The organism is Streptomyces sp. NPDC005648 (assembly GCF_040605395.1).
Classification (GTDB): domain Bacteria; phylum Actinomycetota; class Actinomycetes; order Streptomycetales; family Streptomycetaceae; genus Streptomyces.
Window position 1 is genome coordinate 1 of sequence record NZ_JBEXCS010000044.1, and the last position, 17014, is coordinate 17014.

The following is a 17014-nucleotide window of genomic DNA, read 5'->3' on the forward strand; positions in this document are numbered from 1 at the left end:
GCGTGCGATCGGCGTGCGGTGTGAAGGGTCATGTGGCGGAGCCACCTGTCCCTTCACACCGTGCGGCGAGCGTGCGTGCCGGGCGTCGTGACGCCGCGGAGATCCATCAGAAGGGCCCTAGCCACCGGCGAACAGCCGCCAGGGCCTCGGCGGGGGCCGTCCGCGGTCGGTGAGGCCTCAGTGGTCCCTGCCCAGGGCGCCCGCCAGGTCCAGGGCCGCCGCGATCCGCACCGCCACGTCCTCCGCGTACACCGCGTCGGCCCGCTCGAACTGGGTTCGTCCGCTCCCTCGCAGAAACGTCACGACCCCGAGCGTCCGCCCCCGGCTCCGCAGCACCGCGCACAGCGCGTGCACCACGTCCCCGGGCCACTGCCGGGCCAGCGCCCACTCCCGCGCCGCCTCGCCCCCGACCGACCCCGCACTCGCCCGCACCGACCCGGCCCGCTCCACGCACTGCAGGGCGGGATGCCCCTGCCCGTACCGCACGGGCAGTCCCGCCGCCCCCGTCAGCAGGCTCGGCCCGGGCGCCCCGGACGGCGTGGCGGCGACCCGCACCAGCCGCACGGCCCCCGCGGCCTCCCCGTTCCCGTTCCCGCTCCCGTCCCCGGCCGCCGTACCGCCCGCGACTCGGTCGATCAGGGCGTGATCGGCGAAACCGGCCAGCGCGAAGTCCAGATGGACCGTCGCCGCCTCCCGCGGGTCCTCGCACTCGCCCGCCGCCCGGGCCGCCCGGTGCAGCTGGTTCGTCCGGAACCGCAGCAGCGCCGCCTCCTGCTCCCCCTGCCTGCTCTCGGTGACGTCCTGGAACAGCCATCCGACGCCCAACGGCACCGGCTCCTCCGCGAGCGGCGAGGCCAGCCGGACGAACCCGCACCGCCAGCACCGCCGCTGCTCGCCCTCCGGCGTCCGCACACTCACCCAGATCTCGGCGGGCGCGGGCGGCGCCCCCTCCGCCAGCACATGGGTGAGCGCGCTCTCCAGCTCCTCGACGCCCTGCGCGAGCAGTTCGCCGAGCGGGCGCCCCAGGGCGGACGTACGCCCGATGCCCAGTGACCGTGCCGCGTGCGCGTTCACCACGGCGGGCCGCAGATCGGCGTCGACCAGCACCACACCCCAGCTGGCGTCCTCGAACAGTGCCTCGCTCAGCGCGATCGACCGCTCCAGATCGATCTGCGCGTGCACCTCACTGAAGGCGCAGTACACCCCGGCGGGCTTCCCCTCGGGCCCGCGCACAGCCGCCGACTGCGTCCGTACGAGCACCCGCCCGCCGTCCTTGGTCAGCAGCGCGAACTCGTGCACCTGCCGTCCGGGCGCCTCCATGGCGGACATCAGCCGCCCCTCGACCTCCTCGGCGTCGGCCTCCCGCACGGCCCACCCCGCGAACCCGTGCCGCCCCACCGCCTCGGCCGCGGTCCACCCCAGAATCCGCTCGGCCTCACGGTTCCAATGCGTCACGACGCCGCCCGCGTCGAAGGCGCACAGCGCCGCGTCCATCCCGTCGAGGAGCGCGGCCAGCAGATCGGAGCCGTCAGGGCCCACGGGACCGGCCCTCTCGGGCTCCTCCGGCCCCAGCTCGTCGGTGGTCCCACTACGCCGGGAAGCACTCACCTGGACCCCCTGCCAAGCTGCGTCCGCACGTACGGCGCGCCGTCGCTCACTCACAATCATCTAACTGGAACGTGACGCAGCACACACCGAGTTCCACAAGATTGAAGGAATCGTTGCAAGCCGCCTCCGTTCCAGGATCAGCCCACTCCCCGCCGAAGATCAATCCAAAGATCGCTCCCACCGTCGAGCACATACCGCTCAAACTCGACAAATCCCCACTTCTCGGCCACGCGGAGCCCGTCCTCGTTGGCCGCCAGGACGCATGTCTCGACGCTCTCGGCCCCGAGCACGCGCGCGTGCTCGAGCCCCCGCTCATAGAGGGCGCCCCCGAACCCGCGCCGCCGGAACTCCGGCAGCACCCGCGCGATCACGGTCGCCGCTGCGGCCTCCCCCTCCGGCGGCCGCACGGTGGAACACCCCACCAGCGCCTCCCCCAGATAGGCGTTCTCCAGCCGGTACCGCCCGAGCCGCTCTCGCGCCTCGTCCATCGACATGGCGGCCGCGGGCACCACCACGTTGTGCACATGCCGCCACTGCGCCAGCATGTCCTCCCCGTGCACGGCCTCGATCCGCAGCGCCGGACCCACCCGCCGCCGCGCGTACACCTCGATCTCGATCCTCATCCGGGGATCGGCCAGCCCGCACACCATCATGGTCGCCGCCGGCCGCACCTCCCCGAACACCCGCCGCAGCACGGGCCAGCACGGCTCGAAGTCCTCCCGGTCGGGCAGCAGATACCGGACCCGCACCACATCGGAGAACCCGCACCCCGCCTCGGCGAGCGCCGCCCCGATGTTCCGCAGACACTGCTCCGCCTGCTCGACCACCCCGTCGGCGATCGTCATCGTGCCGTAGTCGAACCCCGTGGTCCCCGACACATGCACCCAGTCCCCGTCGACGACGGCCCGGGCATACCCGATCCGCTCCTCGAACACCGAACCACCGAGAACCGCCCGCCGCTCCACCCGCTGCTCCGTCATGCGCGGAACGCTAGCCATCGCCGTACACCGTCAGCATCCGAAAAAAGGGGTTGAGCGAACGGGGGGTCGCTTCTTAGGCTGCAGCTACTTCGGAAGGGAGGTGGTTCGGCAGATGTATGCATACCGGACGGAAGAGGTGACTGCGGGCTAGCGGTCCGCCGTCAGACTCGGTTCGGCGCCGGACCAGCGTGTGCGCGACACACGCAGCCGGCCAATCCAACGCAGTCACCCGACCCGCAAGCTCGCCGGTGCGTCCGGCCGGCTCCCCCGCCGTGAGGCGGAAGGGACCCGAGCTTGCGGGTCGTCTGCATGTGTGCCCGACTGCACCACCCCGCTCAGTGCGCGATGCTGCCGTACCCCTCGATGTCCCGCGGAGCCCGCACTCCCGGCCCCACGTACCGCGCGGACGGCCGCACCAGGCGCCCCGTCCGCTTCTGCTCGAGGATGTGCGCCGACCAGCCGGCGGTGCGCGCGCAGGTGAACATCGACGTGAACATGTGCGCCGGCACCTCGGCGAAGTCCAGCACGATCGCCGCCCAGAACTCGACGTTGGTCGCCAGCACCCGGTCCGGCCGCCGCGCGTGCAGCTCCGCCAGCGCCGCCTTCTCCAGCGCCTCGGCCACCTCGAACCGGGGCGCGCCGAGTTCGCGGGCGGTGCGGCGCAGCACGCGCGCGCGGGGGTCCTCGGCGCGGTACACCCGGTGCCCGAAGCCCATCAGCCGCTCCCCCTTGTCGAGGGCCTGCTTGACGTAGGCGTCGGCGTCCCCGGTCCGTTCGATCTCCTCGATCATGCCGAGGACCCGGGACGGCGCCCCGCCGTGCAGCGGCCCGGACATGGCTCCTACGGCGCCGGAGAGCGCCGCCGCCACATCGGCGCCGGTCGACGCGATGACGCGCGCGGTGAAGGTGGACGCGTTCATGCCGTGCTCGGCGGCGGAGGTCCAGTAGGCGTCGACGGCCGCGACATGCTTCGGGTCGGGCTCGCCGCGCCAGCGGATCATGAAGCGCTCGACGACGGACTGCGCCTTGTCGATCTCGCTCTGGGGGACCATCGGCCGTCCCTGTCCGCGCGCGGACTGGGCGACGTAGGAGAGGGCCATGACGGCGGCGCGGGCGAGGTCCTCGCGGGCCTGCTCGGCGTCGATGTCGAGGAGCGGTTTGAGGCCCCAGACGGGTGCCAGCATGGCCAGCGCGGACTGGACGTCCACCCGGATGTCGCCGGAGTGCACGGGGATCGGGAAGGGCTCGGCGGGCGGCAGGCCGGGGTTGAAGGCGCCGTCGACCAGGAGCCCCCAGACGTTGCCGAACGAGACATGACCGACGAGGTCCTCGATGTCGACGCCCCGGTAGCGAAGGGCGCCGCCCTCCTTGTCCGGTTCGGCGATCTCCGTCTCGAACGCGACGACTCCCTCGAGTCCGGGTACGAAGTCGGACATCAGGCGGCTCCTAGTGATGTGTACGACGTGATGCCTGCGGGCGTGAGTGGACTCAACCGGACGTGACTGGACCGACCCGACCGGAACGGCACCAGCACGATATCCCCGGGTGTCACTTTTGGGGAGAGTCACGGCACTCAGTGCCATGCCATTCTGCGGGACCCGTCCATACGGCAGGATGACCGCGTGACCGACCGAGACGCCGTCCCCCTCGACCCCGCCGCCATGCGCAAGCAGTACCGGGCCGAAGGGCTCGCCGAGTCCGAGCTGGCCGCCACCCCGGTGGCGCAGTTCGCACACTGGTTCGAGCAGGCCGCCGTGGAGGCCCATCTCTTCGAGCCGAACGCCATGATCGTCTCGACGGCGGACGCCGAGGGCCGGCCGAGTTCGCGCACGGTGCTGCTGAAGGGCTTCGACGAACAGGGCTTCGTCTTCTACACCAACTACGGCTCCCGCAAGGCCGGCGAGCTCGCCGAGAACCCGTACGTCTCGCTGCTGTTCCCGTGGCACCCCATGGCCCGTCAGGTCATCGTCACCGGTGTCGCCCGTCGCACCGGCCGCGACGAGACGGCCGCCTACTTCCGCACCCGCCCGCACGGCTCGCAGCTCGGCGCCTGGGCGAGCGCCCAGTCCTCGGTCATCCCCTCCCGAGCGGGACTGGACGCGTCCTACGCCGAGCTGGAGGCCCGCTACCCGGAGGGCGAGCAGGTCCCGGTCCCGCCGCACTGGGGCGGTTTCCGGGTCGCCCCGCGGACGGTGGAGTTCTGGCAGGGCCGCGAGAACCGCCTCCACGACCGGCTGCGCTACGTGGCCGAGCCGGACGGCGGCTGGCGGGTGGAACGCCTCAGCCCCTGACCCCGGGAACGGTCTCGGCGCGCGGTTTCAGCGCGGTGCCTGCTCCAGGCTTCAGCGCAGTGCCTGCTCCAGAAGGTGCGCCCACTGCGTCACCACGCGCTCCCGTCGCCCCCCGTCGTCGGTGAGGAGGTTGGCGAGGCCCAGGCCGCGGGCCATGTCGAGGAGGCCCTGGACGGTTTCCCGCACGCCCGGCCGGGATTCGTCCGCGCCGAGCAGGTCGACCGCTATGCGGTGGGTCTCGCGGCCGACGCGGGCCTCCAGTTCGGTGACGCGGGGGCGGAGCTGGTCCTCGTTGGAGGCGGCGACCCACAGGTGGAGGGCCGCGCGGAACAGGGGGCCGGTGTAGAGGTCGACGAGGGCGGAGATCACCGCGCGGCGGTCGTCGGCCGCCGCGCCTTCGGGGAACAGGGCGCGCAGGGCCGTGGAGCGCTCCTCGGCGACGTACTCGACGGCCGCCGTGAACAGGTCCTCGCGGGTCGGGAAGTGGTGCTGGGCGGCGCCGCGGGAGACACCGGCGCGTTCGGCGACGACGGAGACCGTGGAGCCCGTCCAGCCGTGTTCGGCGAGACAGGCCACGGCGGCTTCCAGGAGCCGCTGCCGGGTGGCTCGGCTGCGGTCCTGTTTGGGAGTACGTTCCACACGGTCGCCGACCGTGCTCACAGCGCCCATGCGGGATCCCGTCGTTCCAGAAAGGCCGTCATGCCTTCACGGGCCTGTTCGGAGGCGAACAGCCGGGCCGACAGTGCGGTGAGGTCGGCCGCGTCCTGGTCGAAGGCTTCCAGCACCCTGGCCGTGAGCAGCGCTTTCGCCTCCGCCAGGGCCTCGGGGGCGGCTCGTCGCAGCCCGTCGAGGAGGGGTTCCAGTACGGCGTCGACGTCGTCGCCCGCCGCCGTGAGGAGGCCGATGCGGGCCGCCTCGGGGGCCTCGAAGCGCTCGCCGGTGAGGTAGTAGCGGGCGAGGGCGCGGGGGTCGGTGCGGGGCAGCAGGGGGAGCGAGATGACGGCCGGGGCGACCCCGATGCGTACCTCGGTGAAGGCGAAGGTGGCGCCGAGTGACGCCGCCGCCATGTCGCAGGCGGCGAGCAGGCCGAGGCCGCCCGCTCTGACGTGCCCCGTCACCCGGGCCACCACCGGTTTGGGCAGTTCGACGATCTGCCGCAGCAGGCGCACGAGCCCGTCGGGGTGCGGCGGGTCCTTCAGGTCGGCGCCCGCGCAGAACGTGTTGCCGGTGTGCGTGAGCACGATCGCGCGTACGCCGGTGTCCCGGGCGCAGTCGGTGAGCGCGTCCGCGAGCTCGCCGACCAGGGCCGTCGAGAGGGCGTTGCGGTTGGCCGGGGAGTCGAGGGTGACGGTTTCGACGCCACGCGCGTGTGCCCGTGCGATCAGGGTCATGTGCTCTCCTTGAGCGCCCGCAGTTCGCGGCGCAGGATCTTGCCCGAGGCGGCCCGGGGGACACCGTCGATGAAGGTGACCCGGCGGACGCGTTTGTAGGGGGCGACGCGTTCGGCGACGTACATCATGACCTCTCCCTCGGAGAGGCCGGTGGCGGTGGGCTGGCGGACGACGTAGGCGTGCGGGACCTCGTTGTTGTCCTCGTTGTAGACGCCGATGACGGCCGCGTCGGCGATGCCGGGGTGGGTGAGCAGGAGGGCCTCCAGTTCGGCCGGGGCCACCTGGAAGCCCTTGTACTTGATGAGTTCCTTCACCCGGTCGACGACGAACAGCCAGCCGTCGGCGTCGACATGGCCGACGTCGCCGGTGTGCAGCCAGCCGTCGGTGTCGATCATGGCGGCGGTGGCGTCGGGACGGCCCAGGTAGCCCTTCATCACCTGGGGGCCGCGGATGACGATCTCGCCGGACTCGCCGGCGCCGAGGTCCTTGTCGGGGTCGTCGAGGGAGACGATCCGCATCTCGGTGCCGGCGATGAGCTTGCCTACGGTGCCGGGCGGTGCGTCCGCCATGGCGTCGCGGGGGACGACGTGGGTGCCGGGGGAGAGTTCCGTCATGCCGTAGGCCTGGCCGACCGGGGGCAGCCCGAGGCGCCGGGAGCAGGCGGCGGCGAGTTCGGCGTCGAGGGGCGCGGCGGCGCTGAGGATGTACCGCAGGGACGACAGGTCGTAGTCGGCGACGGCCGGGTGCTTGGCGAGGGCGAGGACGATCGGCGGGGCGACGTAGAGGCCGGTGATGCGGTGGTTCTGGATGGCCGCGAGGAAGCCGTCGAGTTCGAAGCGGGGCAGGACGACGACGGTGGCGCCGAGCCTGAGGGGCGCGTTCATCAGGGCCGTGAGGCCGTAGATGTGGAAGAAGGGCAGGACGGCGAGGATGCGTTCGCCGGGGCCGGACGGCATCACGGGTTCGAGCTGGGCCAGGTTGGTGGCTATCTGGCGGTGGGTGAGCATCACGCCCTTGGGGATGCCGGTGGTCCCGGAGGAGTACGGGAGGGCGGCGACGTCGTCGGCCGGGTCGATGTCGACCACCGGCTCGGGGGCGGTGGAGGCCAGCATGTCGATGAGGGAGCGATGGCCCGGCGCGCTGTCGCAGACGAAGATCTCCTCGACGCCGCCCGCGAGTTCGGACGCCCGGCGCGCGGTCTCCAGGAGCGGGGACACGGTGACGATCCAGCGGGCCGCGGAGTCCTTGAGCTGCTTGGCGAACTCCTCGGCGGTGGCGAGCGGGTGCACGGTCGTGACCGAGGCACCCGCGCGCGTGGCCGCGTAGAACGCCGTCGGGAAGGCGATCGTGTTGGGGCTGTGCAGTGCGAGTACGTCGCCCTTGCGCACGCCCGCCTCGGTGAGCCCGGCGGCGACTCGGCGGTGGAAGCGGTCGAGTTGTCCGTAGGTGAGGGTGGTGCCGTCGACTCCGTCGATCAGGGCGGGCGCGTCACCGTACTCGGCGGCCCGCCCGAGGACCGCCTCGTGGATGGGGAGTTCTACGGGCAGGACGTCTGCGTACTCGCTGCGGAACATGGTTCCTCCAAGGCGGCGGCCTAGTACGACTTGGGCAGGCCCAGGGTCTGGTGGGAGACGTAGTTGAGAATCATCTCCCTGCTCACCGGAGCAATACGAGCCACGCGCGCGGCCGTTATCAATGAGGCGAGCCCGAATTCGCGTGTCAGCCCGTTTCCGCCGAGGGTGTGCACGGCCTGGTCCACGGCCCGGACGCAGGCCTCGCCCGCCGCGTACTTCGCCATGTTGGCCGCCTCGCCCGCGCCGACGTCGTCCCCGGCGTCGTACAGGGCCGCGGCCTTCTGCATCATCAGACGGGCGAGTTCGAGTTCGATGTGCGCCTGGGCGAGGGGGTGGGCGATCGCCTGGTGGGCGCCGATGGGGGCGTTCCAGACCGTGCGGTCGCGCGCGTAGGTGATCGCCTGCGCGAGGGCGTAGCGGCCCATGCCGATCGCGAAGGCGGCGGTCATCACGCGTTCGGGGTTGAGGCCGGCGAAGAGCTGGAGGAGACCGGCGTCCTCGTCGCCGACCAGCGCGCCGGCGGGGAGGCGTACGTCGTCGAGGGTCAGCTCGAACTGCTTCTCCACGGCGTCGAGTTCCATGTCGATCTGCCGGCGGGTGAAGCCCGGGGTGTCCCGGGGGACGATGAACAGACAGGGCTTGAGGCGGCCGGTGCGGGCGTCCTCGGTGCGGCCGACGATAAGGGTGGCGTCCGCTATGTCGACGCCGGAGATGAAGACCTTGCGGCCGGTGAGCAGCCAGTCTCCGGTGTCGTGGTCGCGGCGGGCGGTGGTGGTGATGCGGTGGGAGTTGGAGCCGGCGTCGGGTTCGGTGATGCCGAAGGCCATGGTGCGGGTGCCGTCGGCGAGGCCGGGCAGCCACTCCTGCTTCTGGGCGTCGGTTCCGAAACGGGCGATCACCGTGCCGCAGATGGCCGGGGAGACGACCATCATCAGCAACGGGCAGCCGGCGGCGCCGAGTTCTTCCAGGACGATGGAGAGTTCGGCGATGCCGCCGCCTCCGCCGCCGTATGCCTCCGGCAGGTTGACGCCGAGGTAGCCGAGTTTGGCCGCCTCGGACCAGAGGGCCTCGCGGTCGGCGTTGCGGCCGTGGCGTTTGCCGAGGGCGGCGACCGCTGAGCGGAGCGCCTCTTGTTCTTCGGATTCGACGACGGGCATTCGGACTCCTTCAGGGTGCGGGTTGGTTGTGGCCGGTCGCGCGGTTCCCCGCGCCCCCTCAGGTCGGCTGCACGACCGCGAGCAGGCTGCCGACCGCCACTTGCTGTCCCAGGGTCACCGGCAGGTCCGTGAGCGTCCCCGTGACGGGTGCCGCGATCTTGTGCTGCATCTTCATCGCCTCGAGCCACAGCAGGGGCTCTCCGGCCCGTACGGCGGCTCCCGCGGCCAGTCCGTCGGCCACCTTCACGACCGTCCCCGGCATGGGGGCCAGAAGGGAGCCGGGGGCGTGCTGGGCGGTGGGGTCGGGGAAGCGGGGCAGTGCCCTGAGCGCCGTGGCGTTCACGTACACCTCGTCGCCGTACCGCGCCACCTCGAACTTCCGCCGTACGCCGTCCACTTCGAGTACGACGAGCTCGGGACCGGCGTGCACGACCCGGACCCCGTCGGCTTCCAGGCCGCCCCCGCGCGCGTGCCGGTACCGGACCTCGTGTTCCTCGCCGGCCATCGCGTACCGCTTGGTCTGCGGCTGCGAGGGCAGGTTGCGGAAGCCGCCGAAGCGGGAGGCGGTCAGGGCCTCGGCGAGGGCGGCGGCCAGGGGGGCGTGCGGGTCGGGGGCCGGTTCGGTGAGGGCGGCCAGGTGGCGGTCGTAGAAGCCCGTGGTCATGCGGGCCGCCGTGAACTCCTCGTGGCGCAGGGAGCCGATCAGGAGGTCGCGGTTGGTGGTGGGGCCGTGGATCGTGGCGCGTTCCAGGGCGCCCGCGAGCCTGCGGACCGCCTCCGCGCGCGTGGGGGCGTGGGCGACGGCCTTCGCGAGCATCGCGTCGTAGTGGACGCCGATGGTGTCGCCGTCGCCGTAACCCGTGTCGAGGCGGATGCCGGGGACGGTGAGGCGGTGCAGGGTGCCGGTCTGCGGCGACCAGTCCTGGGCGGGGTCCTCGGCGTAGAGGCGGGCCTCGACGGCGTGGCCACGCGCGCGTGGCGGGTCGCCTTCGAGGGCGTGTCCCTCGGCCACCCGGAGTTGCAGCGCCACCAGGTCGACGTCGAACACGGCCTCGGTGACCGGGTGTTCGACCTGGAGGCGGGTGTTCATCTCCAGGAAGTGCGCCTTGTCGTCCGCGACGAGGAACTCGACCGTGCCCGCGCCGACGTACGAGACGGCGCGCGCGGCGCGCACGGACAGCGCGCGCAACTCCTCTTCGAGCCCCTCGGAGAGTCCGGGCGCCGGCGCCTCCTCGATGACCTTCTGGTGGCGGCGCTGGAGTGAGCAGTCGCGCGTACCCAGCGCCCATACCGTGCCGTGCGCGTCGGCGAGGACCTGCACCTCGACATGGCGCCCGTTCTCGACGTACGGCTCGACGAACACCTCCCCGTCCCCGAAGGCGCTCGCGGCCTCGGCGCGCGCGCCCTCCAGCGCGGCGCTCAGCTCCTCAAGACGGCGCACGATCCTCATCCCGCGCCCCCCGCCGCCCGCGGCCGCCTTCACCAGCACCGGCAGGTCGGCCTCGGTCGCCTCGGCCAGGGGCGCGAGCCCCATCAGCTCCTTGGCGCGGGTCTTGGACGCCATGGCCTCGATGGCGGACGGGGGCGGGCCGATCCACACCAGACCCGCGTCGAGGACCGCCCGCGCGAAGTCGGCGTTCTCGCTCAGGAAGCCGTAACCGGGGTGCACGGCGTCCGCGCCCGCGGCGATCGCCGCCTTCACGATGAGCTCGCCGCGCAGATACGTCTCCGCGGGCGCCGCGCCCGGCAGCCGTACCGCGGTGTCGGCAATGCGCGCGTGGAGCGCGTTCTCGTCGGCGTCGGAGTGCACCGCGACGGTCCGGATGCCCAGCTCACGGCAGGTGCGGAAGATCCGGCAGGCGATCTCGCCGCGGTTGGCGACAAGGACAGAAGTGATCATGGAAGTCACTGGATCCCTCACATCCGGAAGACGCCGAAGCCACCGCGCGCGCCCTCGTAGGGCGCGGTGTGGATGGCCGACAGACACAGGCCGAGGACGGTGCGGGTGTCGCGCGGGTCGATGACGCCGTCGTCGTAGAGCCGCCCCGACAGGAACATGGGCAGAGACTCGGACTCGATCTGCTGCTCCACCATGGCGCGCAGGGCCGCGTCCCCGTCCTCGTCGTACGGCTGCCCCTTCGCGGCCGCCGACTGCCTGGCGACGATCGACAGCACGCCGGCGAGCTGCTGCGGGCCCATGACGGCCGACTTGGCGCTGGGCCAGGCGAACAGGAAGCGGGGGTCGTACGCCCGTCCGCACATGCCGTAGTGACCGGCGCCGTAGGAGGCGCCCATCAGGACGGAGAGGTGCGGGACCTTCGAGTTGGAGACCGCGTTGATCATCATCGCGCCGTGCTTGATGATCCCGCCCTGCTCGTACTCCTTGCCGACCATGTAGCCGGTGGTGTTGTGCAGGAAGAGCAGCGGGATGTCGCGCTGGTTGGCGAGCTGGATGAACTGGGCCGCCTTCTGGGACTCCTCGGAGAACAGCACCCCCCGCGCGTTCGCCAGCACGCCGATCGGATAGCCGTGCAGGGTGGCCCATCCCGTCGCCAGGCTCGCGCCGTACAGCGGCTTGAACTCGTCGAAGTCGGAGGCGTCGACGATCCGGGCGATCACCTCGCGTGGGTCGAAGGGGACCTTCAGATCGCCGGGGACGACGCCGAGGAGCTCTTCGGCGTCGTACTTGGGCGGCTCGGCGAGGCCAGGATCGCCGTACGCCTTGCGGTGGTTGAGGCGGGCGACCACCCGGCGGGCCTGTCGCAGCGCGTCCCGCTCGTCCACGGCGAAGTAGTCCGCGAGCCCGGACACGCGCGCGTGCATCTCCGCGCCGCCCAGGGACTCGTCGTCGCTCTCCTCGCCGGTCGCCATCTTCACCAGGGGCGGACCGCCGAGGAACACCTTCGCGCGTTCCTTGACCATGATCACGTGGTCGGACATGCCGGGGATGTACGCGCCTCCGGCGGTGGAGTTGCCGAAGACGACGGCCACGGTCGGGATCCCGGCGGCGGAGAGCCGTGTGAGGTCGCGGAAGATGGCGCCCCCGGGGATGAAGATCTCCTTCTGGGACGGCAGATCCGCGCCGCCGGACTCCACCAGGCTGATGCAGGGCAGCCGGTTGGCGAGGGCGATGTCGTTGGCCCGCAGGGCCTTCTTCAGCGACCACGGGTTGCTGGCGCCGCCGCGCACGGTCGGGTCGTTGGCGGTGATCAGGCACTCCACGCCCTCGACGACCCCGATGCCGGTGACGAGGGAGGCGCCGACGGTGTGGTCACTGCCCCAGGCGGCCAGCGGCGACAGCTCCAGGAACGGTGTGTCCGGGTCGAGGAGCAGTTCGATGCGTTCCCGCGCGAGCAGCTTGCCGCGCCCCCGGTGGCGTTCGACGTACTTCTCGCCTCCGCCCGCGAGCGCCTTGGCGTGCTCGGCGGTCAGCCGGTCGAGCTTGTCCAGCATCGCCTCACGGTTGGCCCGGTAGTCCGGACCGGCCGTGTCCAGGCCGGAGTCGATGACGGTCACAGCAGGACCTCCGGGATGTCCAGATGACGGGAGCGCAGCCATTCGCCGAGGGCCTTGGCCTGCGGATCGAAACGGTGTTGCGCGGCCACACCCTCACCGAGAAGGCCCTCGACCACGAAGTTGAGGGCACGGAGGTTCGGCAGGACGTGCCGGGTGACGGTCAGGTCGGCCGTCTCCGGAAGCAGTTCGCGCAGCAGGCCGACGCTGAGGGTGTGCGCCAGCCAGCGCCAGGCCTCGTCCGTCCGCACCCAGACGCCGACGTTGGCGTTCCCGCCCTTGTCGCCGCTGCGGGCACCGGCGAGGAGACCGAGCGGGGCGCGACGGGTGGGCCCGGCCGGCAACGGCTCGGGAAGCGGCGGCTCCGGCAGATCGTCGAGTACGAGGGTGTCGTGGGGCGGTGCCACGGGGATCGGGCGCCCGTCATCAAGGACTGCCTTGTGGTCGACGGCACCATGGGAGACGTACACATCCTCGAAGACCCCATAGGGCGAGCCCTTTCCAGGTGGCGCGAGTACATGGAAGCCGGGGTAGCTGGCCAGCGCCAGCTCTACGGCGGCCCCGCTCAGCGCCCGTCCGACGACCCGCTCGTCCGGGTCCCGTACGACGAGTCGCAGCAGCGCGCTCGCCGTCTCCTCGGTCGGGGCGTCGGCCCGGTCGGTCCGGACGAGGTCCCAACGCACCTCAGCGGGACGGGCCTTGGCCTGCCCGAAGGCGTCCTCCAGCTGCTCCCGCACCAGTGCCGCCTTGGCCTCGATGTCGAGGCCGGTGAGGACGAAGGCGACCTCGTTGCGGAAGCCGCCGAGGCGGTTGAGTCCGACCTTGAGGGTGGGGGGCGGGGCCTCGCCTCGGACGCCCTCGACCCGGACGCGGTCGGGGCCGTCCTGGGTGAGGCGGACGGTGTCCAGGCGGGCGGTCACATCCGGGCCGGCGTACCGCGCCCCGCCCGTCTCGTACAACAACTGCGCGGTCACCGTGCCGACGTCGACGAAGCCGCCGGTGCCGGGGTGCTTGGTGATGACACAGCTGCCGTCCTCACGGAGTTCGGCGAAAGGGAAGCCGGGCCGCCGGACATCTCCCGGACCCCGGTTGAAGAAGGCGTAGTTGCCCCCGGTGGCCTGCGCCCCGCACTCCAGCACATGCCCGGCGACGACGGCACCCGCGAGACGGTCGTACTCCCCCGGCTGCCAGCCGAAGTGGGCGGCGGCGGGCCCGGTGACCAGGGCCGCGTCCGTCACCCGCCCGGTGACGACCACGTCCGCGCCGGCCCGCAGACACTCGGCGATCCCGAAGCCGCCGAGGTAGGCGTGGGCGGCGAGGCTGTCGGGATACAGGGCCCTGAGATCGTCGCCCTCGACATGGGCGACGCGAACGGAGAGGCCCAACCGATCCGCCAACGTCCGCACGGCGTCGGCGAGTCCGGCCGGATTGAGCCCGCCGGCATTGGTGACGACCTTGACCCCGCGCTCCTGGGCGAGCCCGAGGCACTCCTCCAACTGCCGCAGAAAGGTGCGGGCGTACCCGCCGGCGGGGTCCTTGAGCCGGTCCCTCCCCAGGATCAGCATGGTCAGCTCGGCGAGGTAGTCGCCGGTGAGGACGTCCAGTTCGCCGCCGGTGAGCATCTCGCGCATGGCGTCGAAACGGTCCCCGTAGAAACCGGAGGCGTTGCCTATGCGCAGGGGTGACGTCATGCGGCGCCCCCCTTCGGCGGACGCCCGCCGCCGGAGGGGCCCGCGAAGGCCTGGGCGATGTCGAGCCAGCGGTCCGCGTCCTCGCCTTCCGCGCGCAGGGCGAGGTCGTCGCGGTGGGCGCGCTGGGTGACCAGGAGACAGAAGTCGAGGGCGGGCCCGGTGACGCGGCCGTCGGCGTCCTCGGGGCCGTAGATCCACAACTCTCCCGAAGGAGCGGTGAGTTCGACGCGGAACTCCTCGAACGGCGGGGTCAGTCCGTTCACCCCGAAGGCGAAGTCGCGGGTGCGGACGCCGAGTCGGGCGATATGGCTCAGGCGGTCGGTGGGGGTACGGGACACCCCCAACGCGTCCGCCACGTCCAGGCCGTGGGCCCAGGTCTCCATGAGGCGGGCGGTGGCCATGGACGCTGTCGACATCGGCGGGCCGTACCAGGGGAAACGGGCGCCGGGGGGTGCGGCGCGGAGGGCTTCCGCCAGGGCGTCGCGACCGGTCCGCCAGTCCGCGAGCAGCTGCTCCGGCGGTCTGGCGGCCCACTCCTCGGCGCCGTTGTCCACGAAGTCCCCTGGCTGGGCCAAGGCCTTCTCCAGCTCCCGGGAGAAGGCGTCCCGGTCGGTCACCGCCAGCAGGGAGGAGTGGTCGGTCCAGGCGAGGTGCGCGATCTGGTGAGCGACGGTCCAGCCGGCCGCGGGCGTGGCCAGCGCCCAGCCCTCCGGGCTCAACTCGGCCACGAGCAGGTCGAGTTCCTCGCTCTCGGCACGCAGGTCGTCGATGACGGGCGTGGGGTCTGCCATGGGGTGAGCATGGCAGGGGGCACATAAACAAGCAAGCGTGCTTGCATTGTTTATGTTTTCCACAACCCCGGGAGCTGTGTGCGGTTGAGTGGCTACGCTTGGTGATCGGAGGTGGTGGGGATGCCGGTAGTGCGTGAAGTGGACCCGAGTGCGTCACCGCTCGACTACTACGGGTACGAGCTGAAGCGGGTGCGGGAGGGTGCGGGCCTCACTCAGAAGGGACTCGGCTCGCTCGTGTTCTGCACGGGTTCGCTGATCGGACAGATCGAGAACGCGGCCAAGGTCCCGCAGCGGGACTTCTCCGAGCGGTTGGACACGGCACTGAGGACGGACGGGGCGTTCTCACGGCTGGTGGGGCTGGTGTTGCGGAGCCAGTTGCCTAGTTGGTTCCAGCCGTTTGCGGAGCTGGAAGCGAAGGCGACCTACCTGTCCACATATCAGTGCCAGTTGATCTACGGCCTCATGCAGACGGAGGAGTACGCACGGGCCGTGATCGGCGTGGAACACACGGACAAGCTGGAGGAGTTGGTGGCGGCCCGCCTGGACCGTCAGCGCATCCTGCACCAGGACGAACCACCGGTGCTGTGGGTGGTGCTGGACGAAGCCGTCCTGTACCGCCAGATCGGCAGCCGCGAGGTCATGCGGAACCAACTCGCCCATCTGCTGGGCATGTTCGGCCGCCCGTGGCTGGAGATCCAGGTGCTGCCGTTCTCGGCGGGTCAGCACACCGGCATGATGGGGTCGTTCACGCTGCTCCGTTTCGCCGACGACCCGGAGGTCCACTACAGCGAGAGCTACGACCAGGGCCACATGACCGCCAATCCGGAGGTGATCAAGGAGCGTTCGGTCGGTTACGCTCGCTTGCAGGCCTCAGCCCTCTCCCCGGGGGACTCGGCAGCCTTGATCGCCCGCGTGATGGAGGAGCGCTATGGAGAGCAACCCGGACGTGACGCGAGTGCAGTGGCGTAAGTCGTCGTACAGCGGAAGCAGCGGCGGGGAGTGCGTGGAGTGCGCGCCCCTCGGCAGCGCGGCCTGGCGTAAGTCCTCGTACAGCGGAAGCAGTGGCGGTGACTGCGTAGAGGTCGCCGACCTCACCCCCCACATAGCCGTCCGCGACTCCAAGCGGCCCGCCCTGGGCACCCTCACCCTCACCCCGAGGGCGTTCACCGCATTCGTGGAGTCGGTCAAGCGCTGACGCTGACGTGCGGGTCGGGGTCCTGGTCCTCTCGGGTTCGAGTGGGCGCGTCGAAGTGGAGCGGGCACGTCTGTTCGCCCAGCAGGGCATGACCGCCGTGCCGCTTCAGTGGTTCGGTGGGCCGGGGCAGTCGCCCGGGATCTGTGAGATCCCGCTGGAGACGTTCACCGACGCCGTCGGCCGTCTCCGTTCGGCCGGCGCGGAGCGCATCGGCATTGTCGGTGTGTCGAAGGGGGCCGAGGCCGCGATGCTCACCGCGGTGCGGGACCCCCGTGTGGACGTCGTTGTCGCGGTGTCGCCCACGGCGTGGGTGTGGTGCAACGTCGGGCCGGGGCGGGACGGTGTCGAGCGGCCGTATCGGTCCTGTTGGACGTGGCGGGGGCGGGCGCTGCCCTTTGTGCCGCTCGATGACTCCTGGGTGCCCGAGGAGACGGAGAGGGACGGGCCGGTGTCCGTCCGCTCCTGGTACGAGCTGAGTGAGCGGACGTTCGCCGGTCGGCTGGCCGCCGCGGCGATTCCCGTGGAGCAGGCGCGCAGCGAGCTGGTGCTGGTCGCGGGTGGGGACGACGCCATGTGGCCGTCGCTCCCCTACGCCGAGCAGCTGGCCGAGCGCCGACGGGCGGCCGGGGCCACGGTCCGTCTGATCAGCCGTCCCGACGCCGGTCACCGGGTCCGCTTCCCCGGCGAGAGCCCGGCGCCTCCGTCCCCGCGCTTCCGCCACGGCGGCACCCCCGAAGCCGACGCCCTGCTGGGAGCCGCCGCCTGGCCGGAGGTGCTCGACGCGCTGTGCGGCGTAAGTTGATCGTGGTGGTGATCAGTTCCA

The 17014-nt window shown here is 71.7% G+C and carries 15 protein-coding genes; 4 read left to right on the forward strand and 11 right to left on the reverse strand.

Features of this window, described 5'->3' with window-relative positions:
- Positions 1-177: 177 nt before the first annotated feature.
- From ABZT17_RS24260 to ABZT17_RS24270, 3 genes are all read right to left on the reverse strand, one after another.
- Positions 178-1608 carry a PAS domain-containing protein gene (locus ABZT17_RS24260; protein ID WP_356351676.1) on the reverse strand — a complete coding sequence of 477 codons (1431 nt, stop codon included), beginning with the start codon at positions 1606-1608 and terminating at the stop codon, positions 178-180.
- A gap of 137 nt (positions 1609-1745) precedes the next feature.
- Entirely contained in the window at positions 1746-2588 is an 843-nt protein-coding gene (locus ABZT17_RS24265; protein WP_356351677.1) for a GNAT family N-acetyltransferase, read from the reverse strand.
- Between the two features lie 335 nt (positions 2589-2923).
- Entirely contained in the window at positions 2924-4024 is a 1101-nt protein-coding gene (locus tag ABZT17_RS24270; RefSeq protein WP_356351678.1) for a citrate synthase 2, read from the reverse strand.
- Positions 4025-4210: 186 nt separating this feature from the next.
- Here ABZT17_RS24270 and pdxH point away from each other — a divergent pair, with 186 nt between their 5' ends.
- On the forward strand, positions 4211-4879 hold the full coding sequence (gene pdxH, locus ABZT17_RS24275; RefSeq protein WP_356351679.1) for a pyridoxamine 5'-phosphate oxidase: 669 nt from the start codon (positions 4211-4213) through the stop codon (positions 4877-4879).
- Between the two features lie 51 nt (positions 4880-4930).
- On the opposite strand, the gene ABZT17_RS24280 is transcribed toward pdxH, so the two are convergent.
- From ABZT17_RS24280 to ABZT17_RS24315, 8 genes are read right to left on the reverse strand one after another with little or no spacing between them, the layout of a single operon-like run.
- Complete coding sequence (locus ABZT17_RS24280; protein WP_356351680.1) at positions 4931-5548, reverse strand: TetR/AcrR family transcriptional regulator; 618 nt, start codon at positions 5546-5548, stop codon at positions 4931-4933.
- On the reverse strand, positions 5536-6270 hold the full coding sequence (locus ABZT17_RS24285) for an enoyl-CoA hydratase family protein (protein WP_356351681.1): 735 nt from the start codon (positions 6268-6270) through the stop codon (positions 5536-5538). The genes ABZT17_RS24280 and ABZT17_RS24285 overlap by 13 nt, the downstream gene beginning before the upstream one ends.
- Positions 6267-7844, reverse strand: a complete 1578-nt coding sequence (locus tag ABZT17_RS24290) for a 4-coumarate--CoA ligase family protein (protein WP_356351682.1) — start codon at positions 7842-7844, stop codon at positions 6267-6269. The genes ABZT17_RS24285 and ABZT17_RS24290 overlap by 4 nt, the downstream gene beginning before the upstream one ends.
- Before the next feature lie 20 nt (positions 7845-7864).
- Positions 7865-9001: an acyl-CoA dehydrogenase family protein gene (locus ABZT17_RS24295; RefSeq protein WP_356351683.1), complete on the reverse strand. Its 1137-nt coding sequence runs from the start codon at positions 8999-9001 to the stop codon at positions 7865-7867.
- A 58-nt stretch (positions 9002-9059) separates the two neighbouring features.
- Positions 9060-10901: a biotin carboxylase N-terminal domain-containing protein gene (locus tag ABZT17_RS24300; RefSeq protein ID WP_356351684.1), complete on the reverse strand. Its 1842-nt coding sequence runs from the start codon at positions 10899-10901 to the stop codon at positions 9060-9062.
- 17 nt (positions 10902-10918) lie between these two features.
- Positions 10919-12517 (reverse strand): carboxyl transferase domain-containing protein, encoded by a 1599-nt coding sequence (locus ABZT17_RS24305; protein WP_356351685.1) that lies wholly within the window; start codon positions 12515-12517, stop codon positions 10919-10921.
- Positions 12514-14205, reverse strand: a complete 1692-nt coding sequence (locus ABZT17_RS24310) for an acyclic terpene utilization AtuA family protein (protein WP_356351686.1) — start codon at positions 14203-14205, stop codon at positions 12514-12516. The genes ABZT17_RS24305 and ABZT17_RS24310 overlap by 4 nt, the downstream gene beginning before the upstream one ends.
- Positions 14202-14996, reverse strand: a complete 795-nt coding sequence (locus tag ABZT17_RS24315) for a TIGR03084 family metal-binding protein (protein ID WP_356351687.1) — start codon at positions 14994-14996, stop codon at positions 14202-14204. Before ABZT17_RS24315 ends, ABZT17_RS24310 begins: the two co-directional genes overlap by 4 nt.
- A 120-nt stretch (positions 14997-15116) precedes the next feature.
- Here ABZT17_RS24315 and ABZT17_RS24320 point away from each other — a divergent pair, with 120 nt between their 5' ends.
- The 3 genes from ABZT17_RS24320 to ABZT17_RS24330 are packed head-to-tail and all read left to right on the forward strand — an operon-like array spanning position 15117 to position 16993.
- Positions 15117-15965, forward strand: a complete 849-nt coding sequence (locus ABZT17_RS24320) for a helix-turn-helix transcriptional regulator (RefSeq protein WP_356351688.1) — start codon at positions 15117-15119, stop codon at positions 15963-15965.
- Positions 15925-16191, forward strand: coding sequence for a DUF397 domain-containing protein (locus tag ABZT17_RS24325; protein ID WP_356351689.1), 267 nt, complete (start codon positions 15925-15927; stop codon positions 16189-16191). The genes ABZT17_RS24320 and ABZT17_RS24325 overlap by 41 nt, the downstream gene beginning before the upstream one ends.
- Before the next feature lie 7 nt (positions 16192-16198).
- On the forward strand, positions 16199-16993 hold the full coding sequence (locus tag ABZT17_RS24330) for an acyl-CoA thioester hydrolase/BAAT C-terminal domain-containing protein (protein WP_356351690.1): 795 nt from the start codon (positions 16199-16201) through the stop codon (positions 16991-16993).
- Positions 16994-17014 lie beyond the last annotated feature (21 nt).

What these genes read in the sequence shown, in the direction of transcription:
- ABZT17_RS24290 (WP_356351682.1), bottom strand. Translation starts at nt 7,844, where the DNA reads ATGTTCCGCAGCGAGTACGCAGACGTCCTGCCCGTAGAACTCCCCATC.
- ABZT17_RS24295 (WP_356351683.1), bottom strand. Translation starts at nt 9,001, where the DNA reads ATGCCCGTCGTCGAATCCGAAGAACAAGAGGCGCTCCGCTCAGCGGTC.
- ABZT17_RS24270 (WP_356351678.1), bottom strand. Translation starts at nt 4,024, where the DNA reads ATGTCCGACTTCGTACCCGGACTCGAGGGAGTCGTCGCGTTCGAGACG.
- ABZT17_RS24265 (WP_356351677.1), bottom strand. Translation starts at nt 2,588, where the DNA reads ATGACGGAGCAGCGGGTGGAGCGGCGGGCGGTTCTCGGTGGTTCGGTG.
- ABZT17_RS24315 (WP_356351687.1), bottom strand. Translation starts at nt 14,996, where the DNA reads ATGGCAGACCCCACGCCCGTCATCGACGACCTGCGTGCCGAGAGCGAG.
- ABZT17_RS24300 (WP_356351684.1), bottom strand. Translation starts at nt 10,901, where the DNA reads ATGATCACTTCTGTCCTTGTCGCCAACCGCGGCGAGATCGCCTGCCGG.
- ABZT17_RS24280 (WP_356351680.1), bottom strand. Translation starts at nt 5,548, where the DNA reads ATGGGCGCTGTGAGCACGGTCGGCGACCGTGTGGAACGTACTCCCAAA.
- ABZT17_RS24325 (WP_356351689.1), top strand. Translation starts at nt 15,925, where the DNA reads ATGGAGAGCAACCCGGACGTGACGCGAGTGCAGTGGCGTAAGTCGTCG.
- ABZT17_RS24310 (WP_356351686.1), bottom strand. Translation starts at nt 14,205, where the DNA reads ATGACGTCACCCCTGCGCATAGGCAACGCCTCCGGTTTCTACGGGGAC.
- ABZT17_RS24320 (WP_356351688.1), top strand. Translation starts at nt 15,117, where the DNA reads ATGCCGGTAGTGCGTGAAGTGGACCCGAGTGCGTCACCGCTCGACTAC.
- ABZT17_RS24285 (WP_356351681.1), bottom strand. Translation starts at nt 6,270, where the DNA reads ATGACCCTGATCGCACGGGCACACGCGCGTGGCGTCGAAACCGTCACC.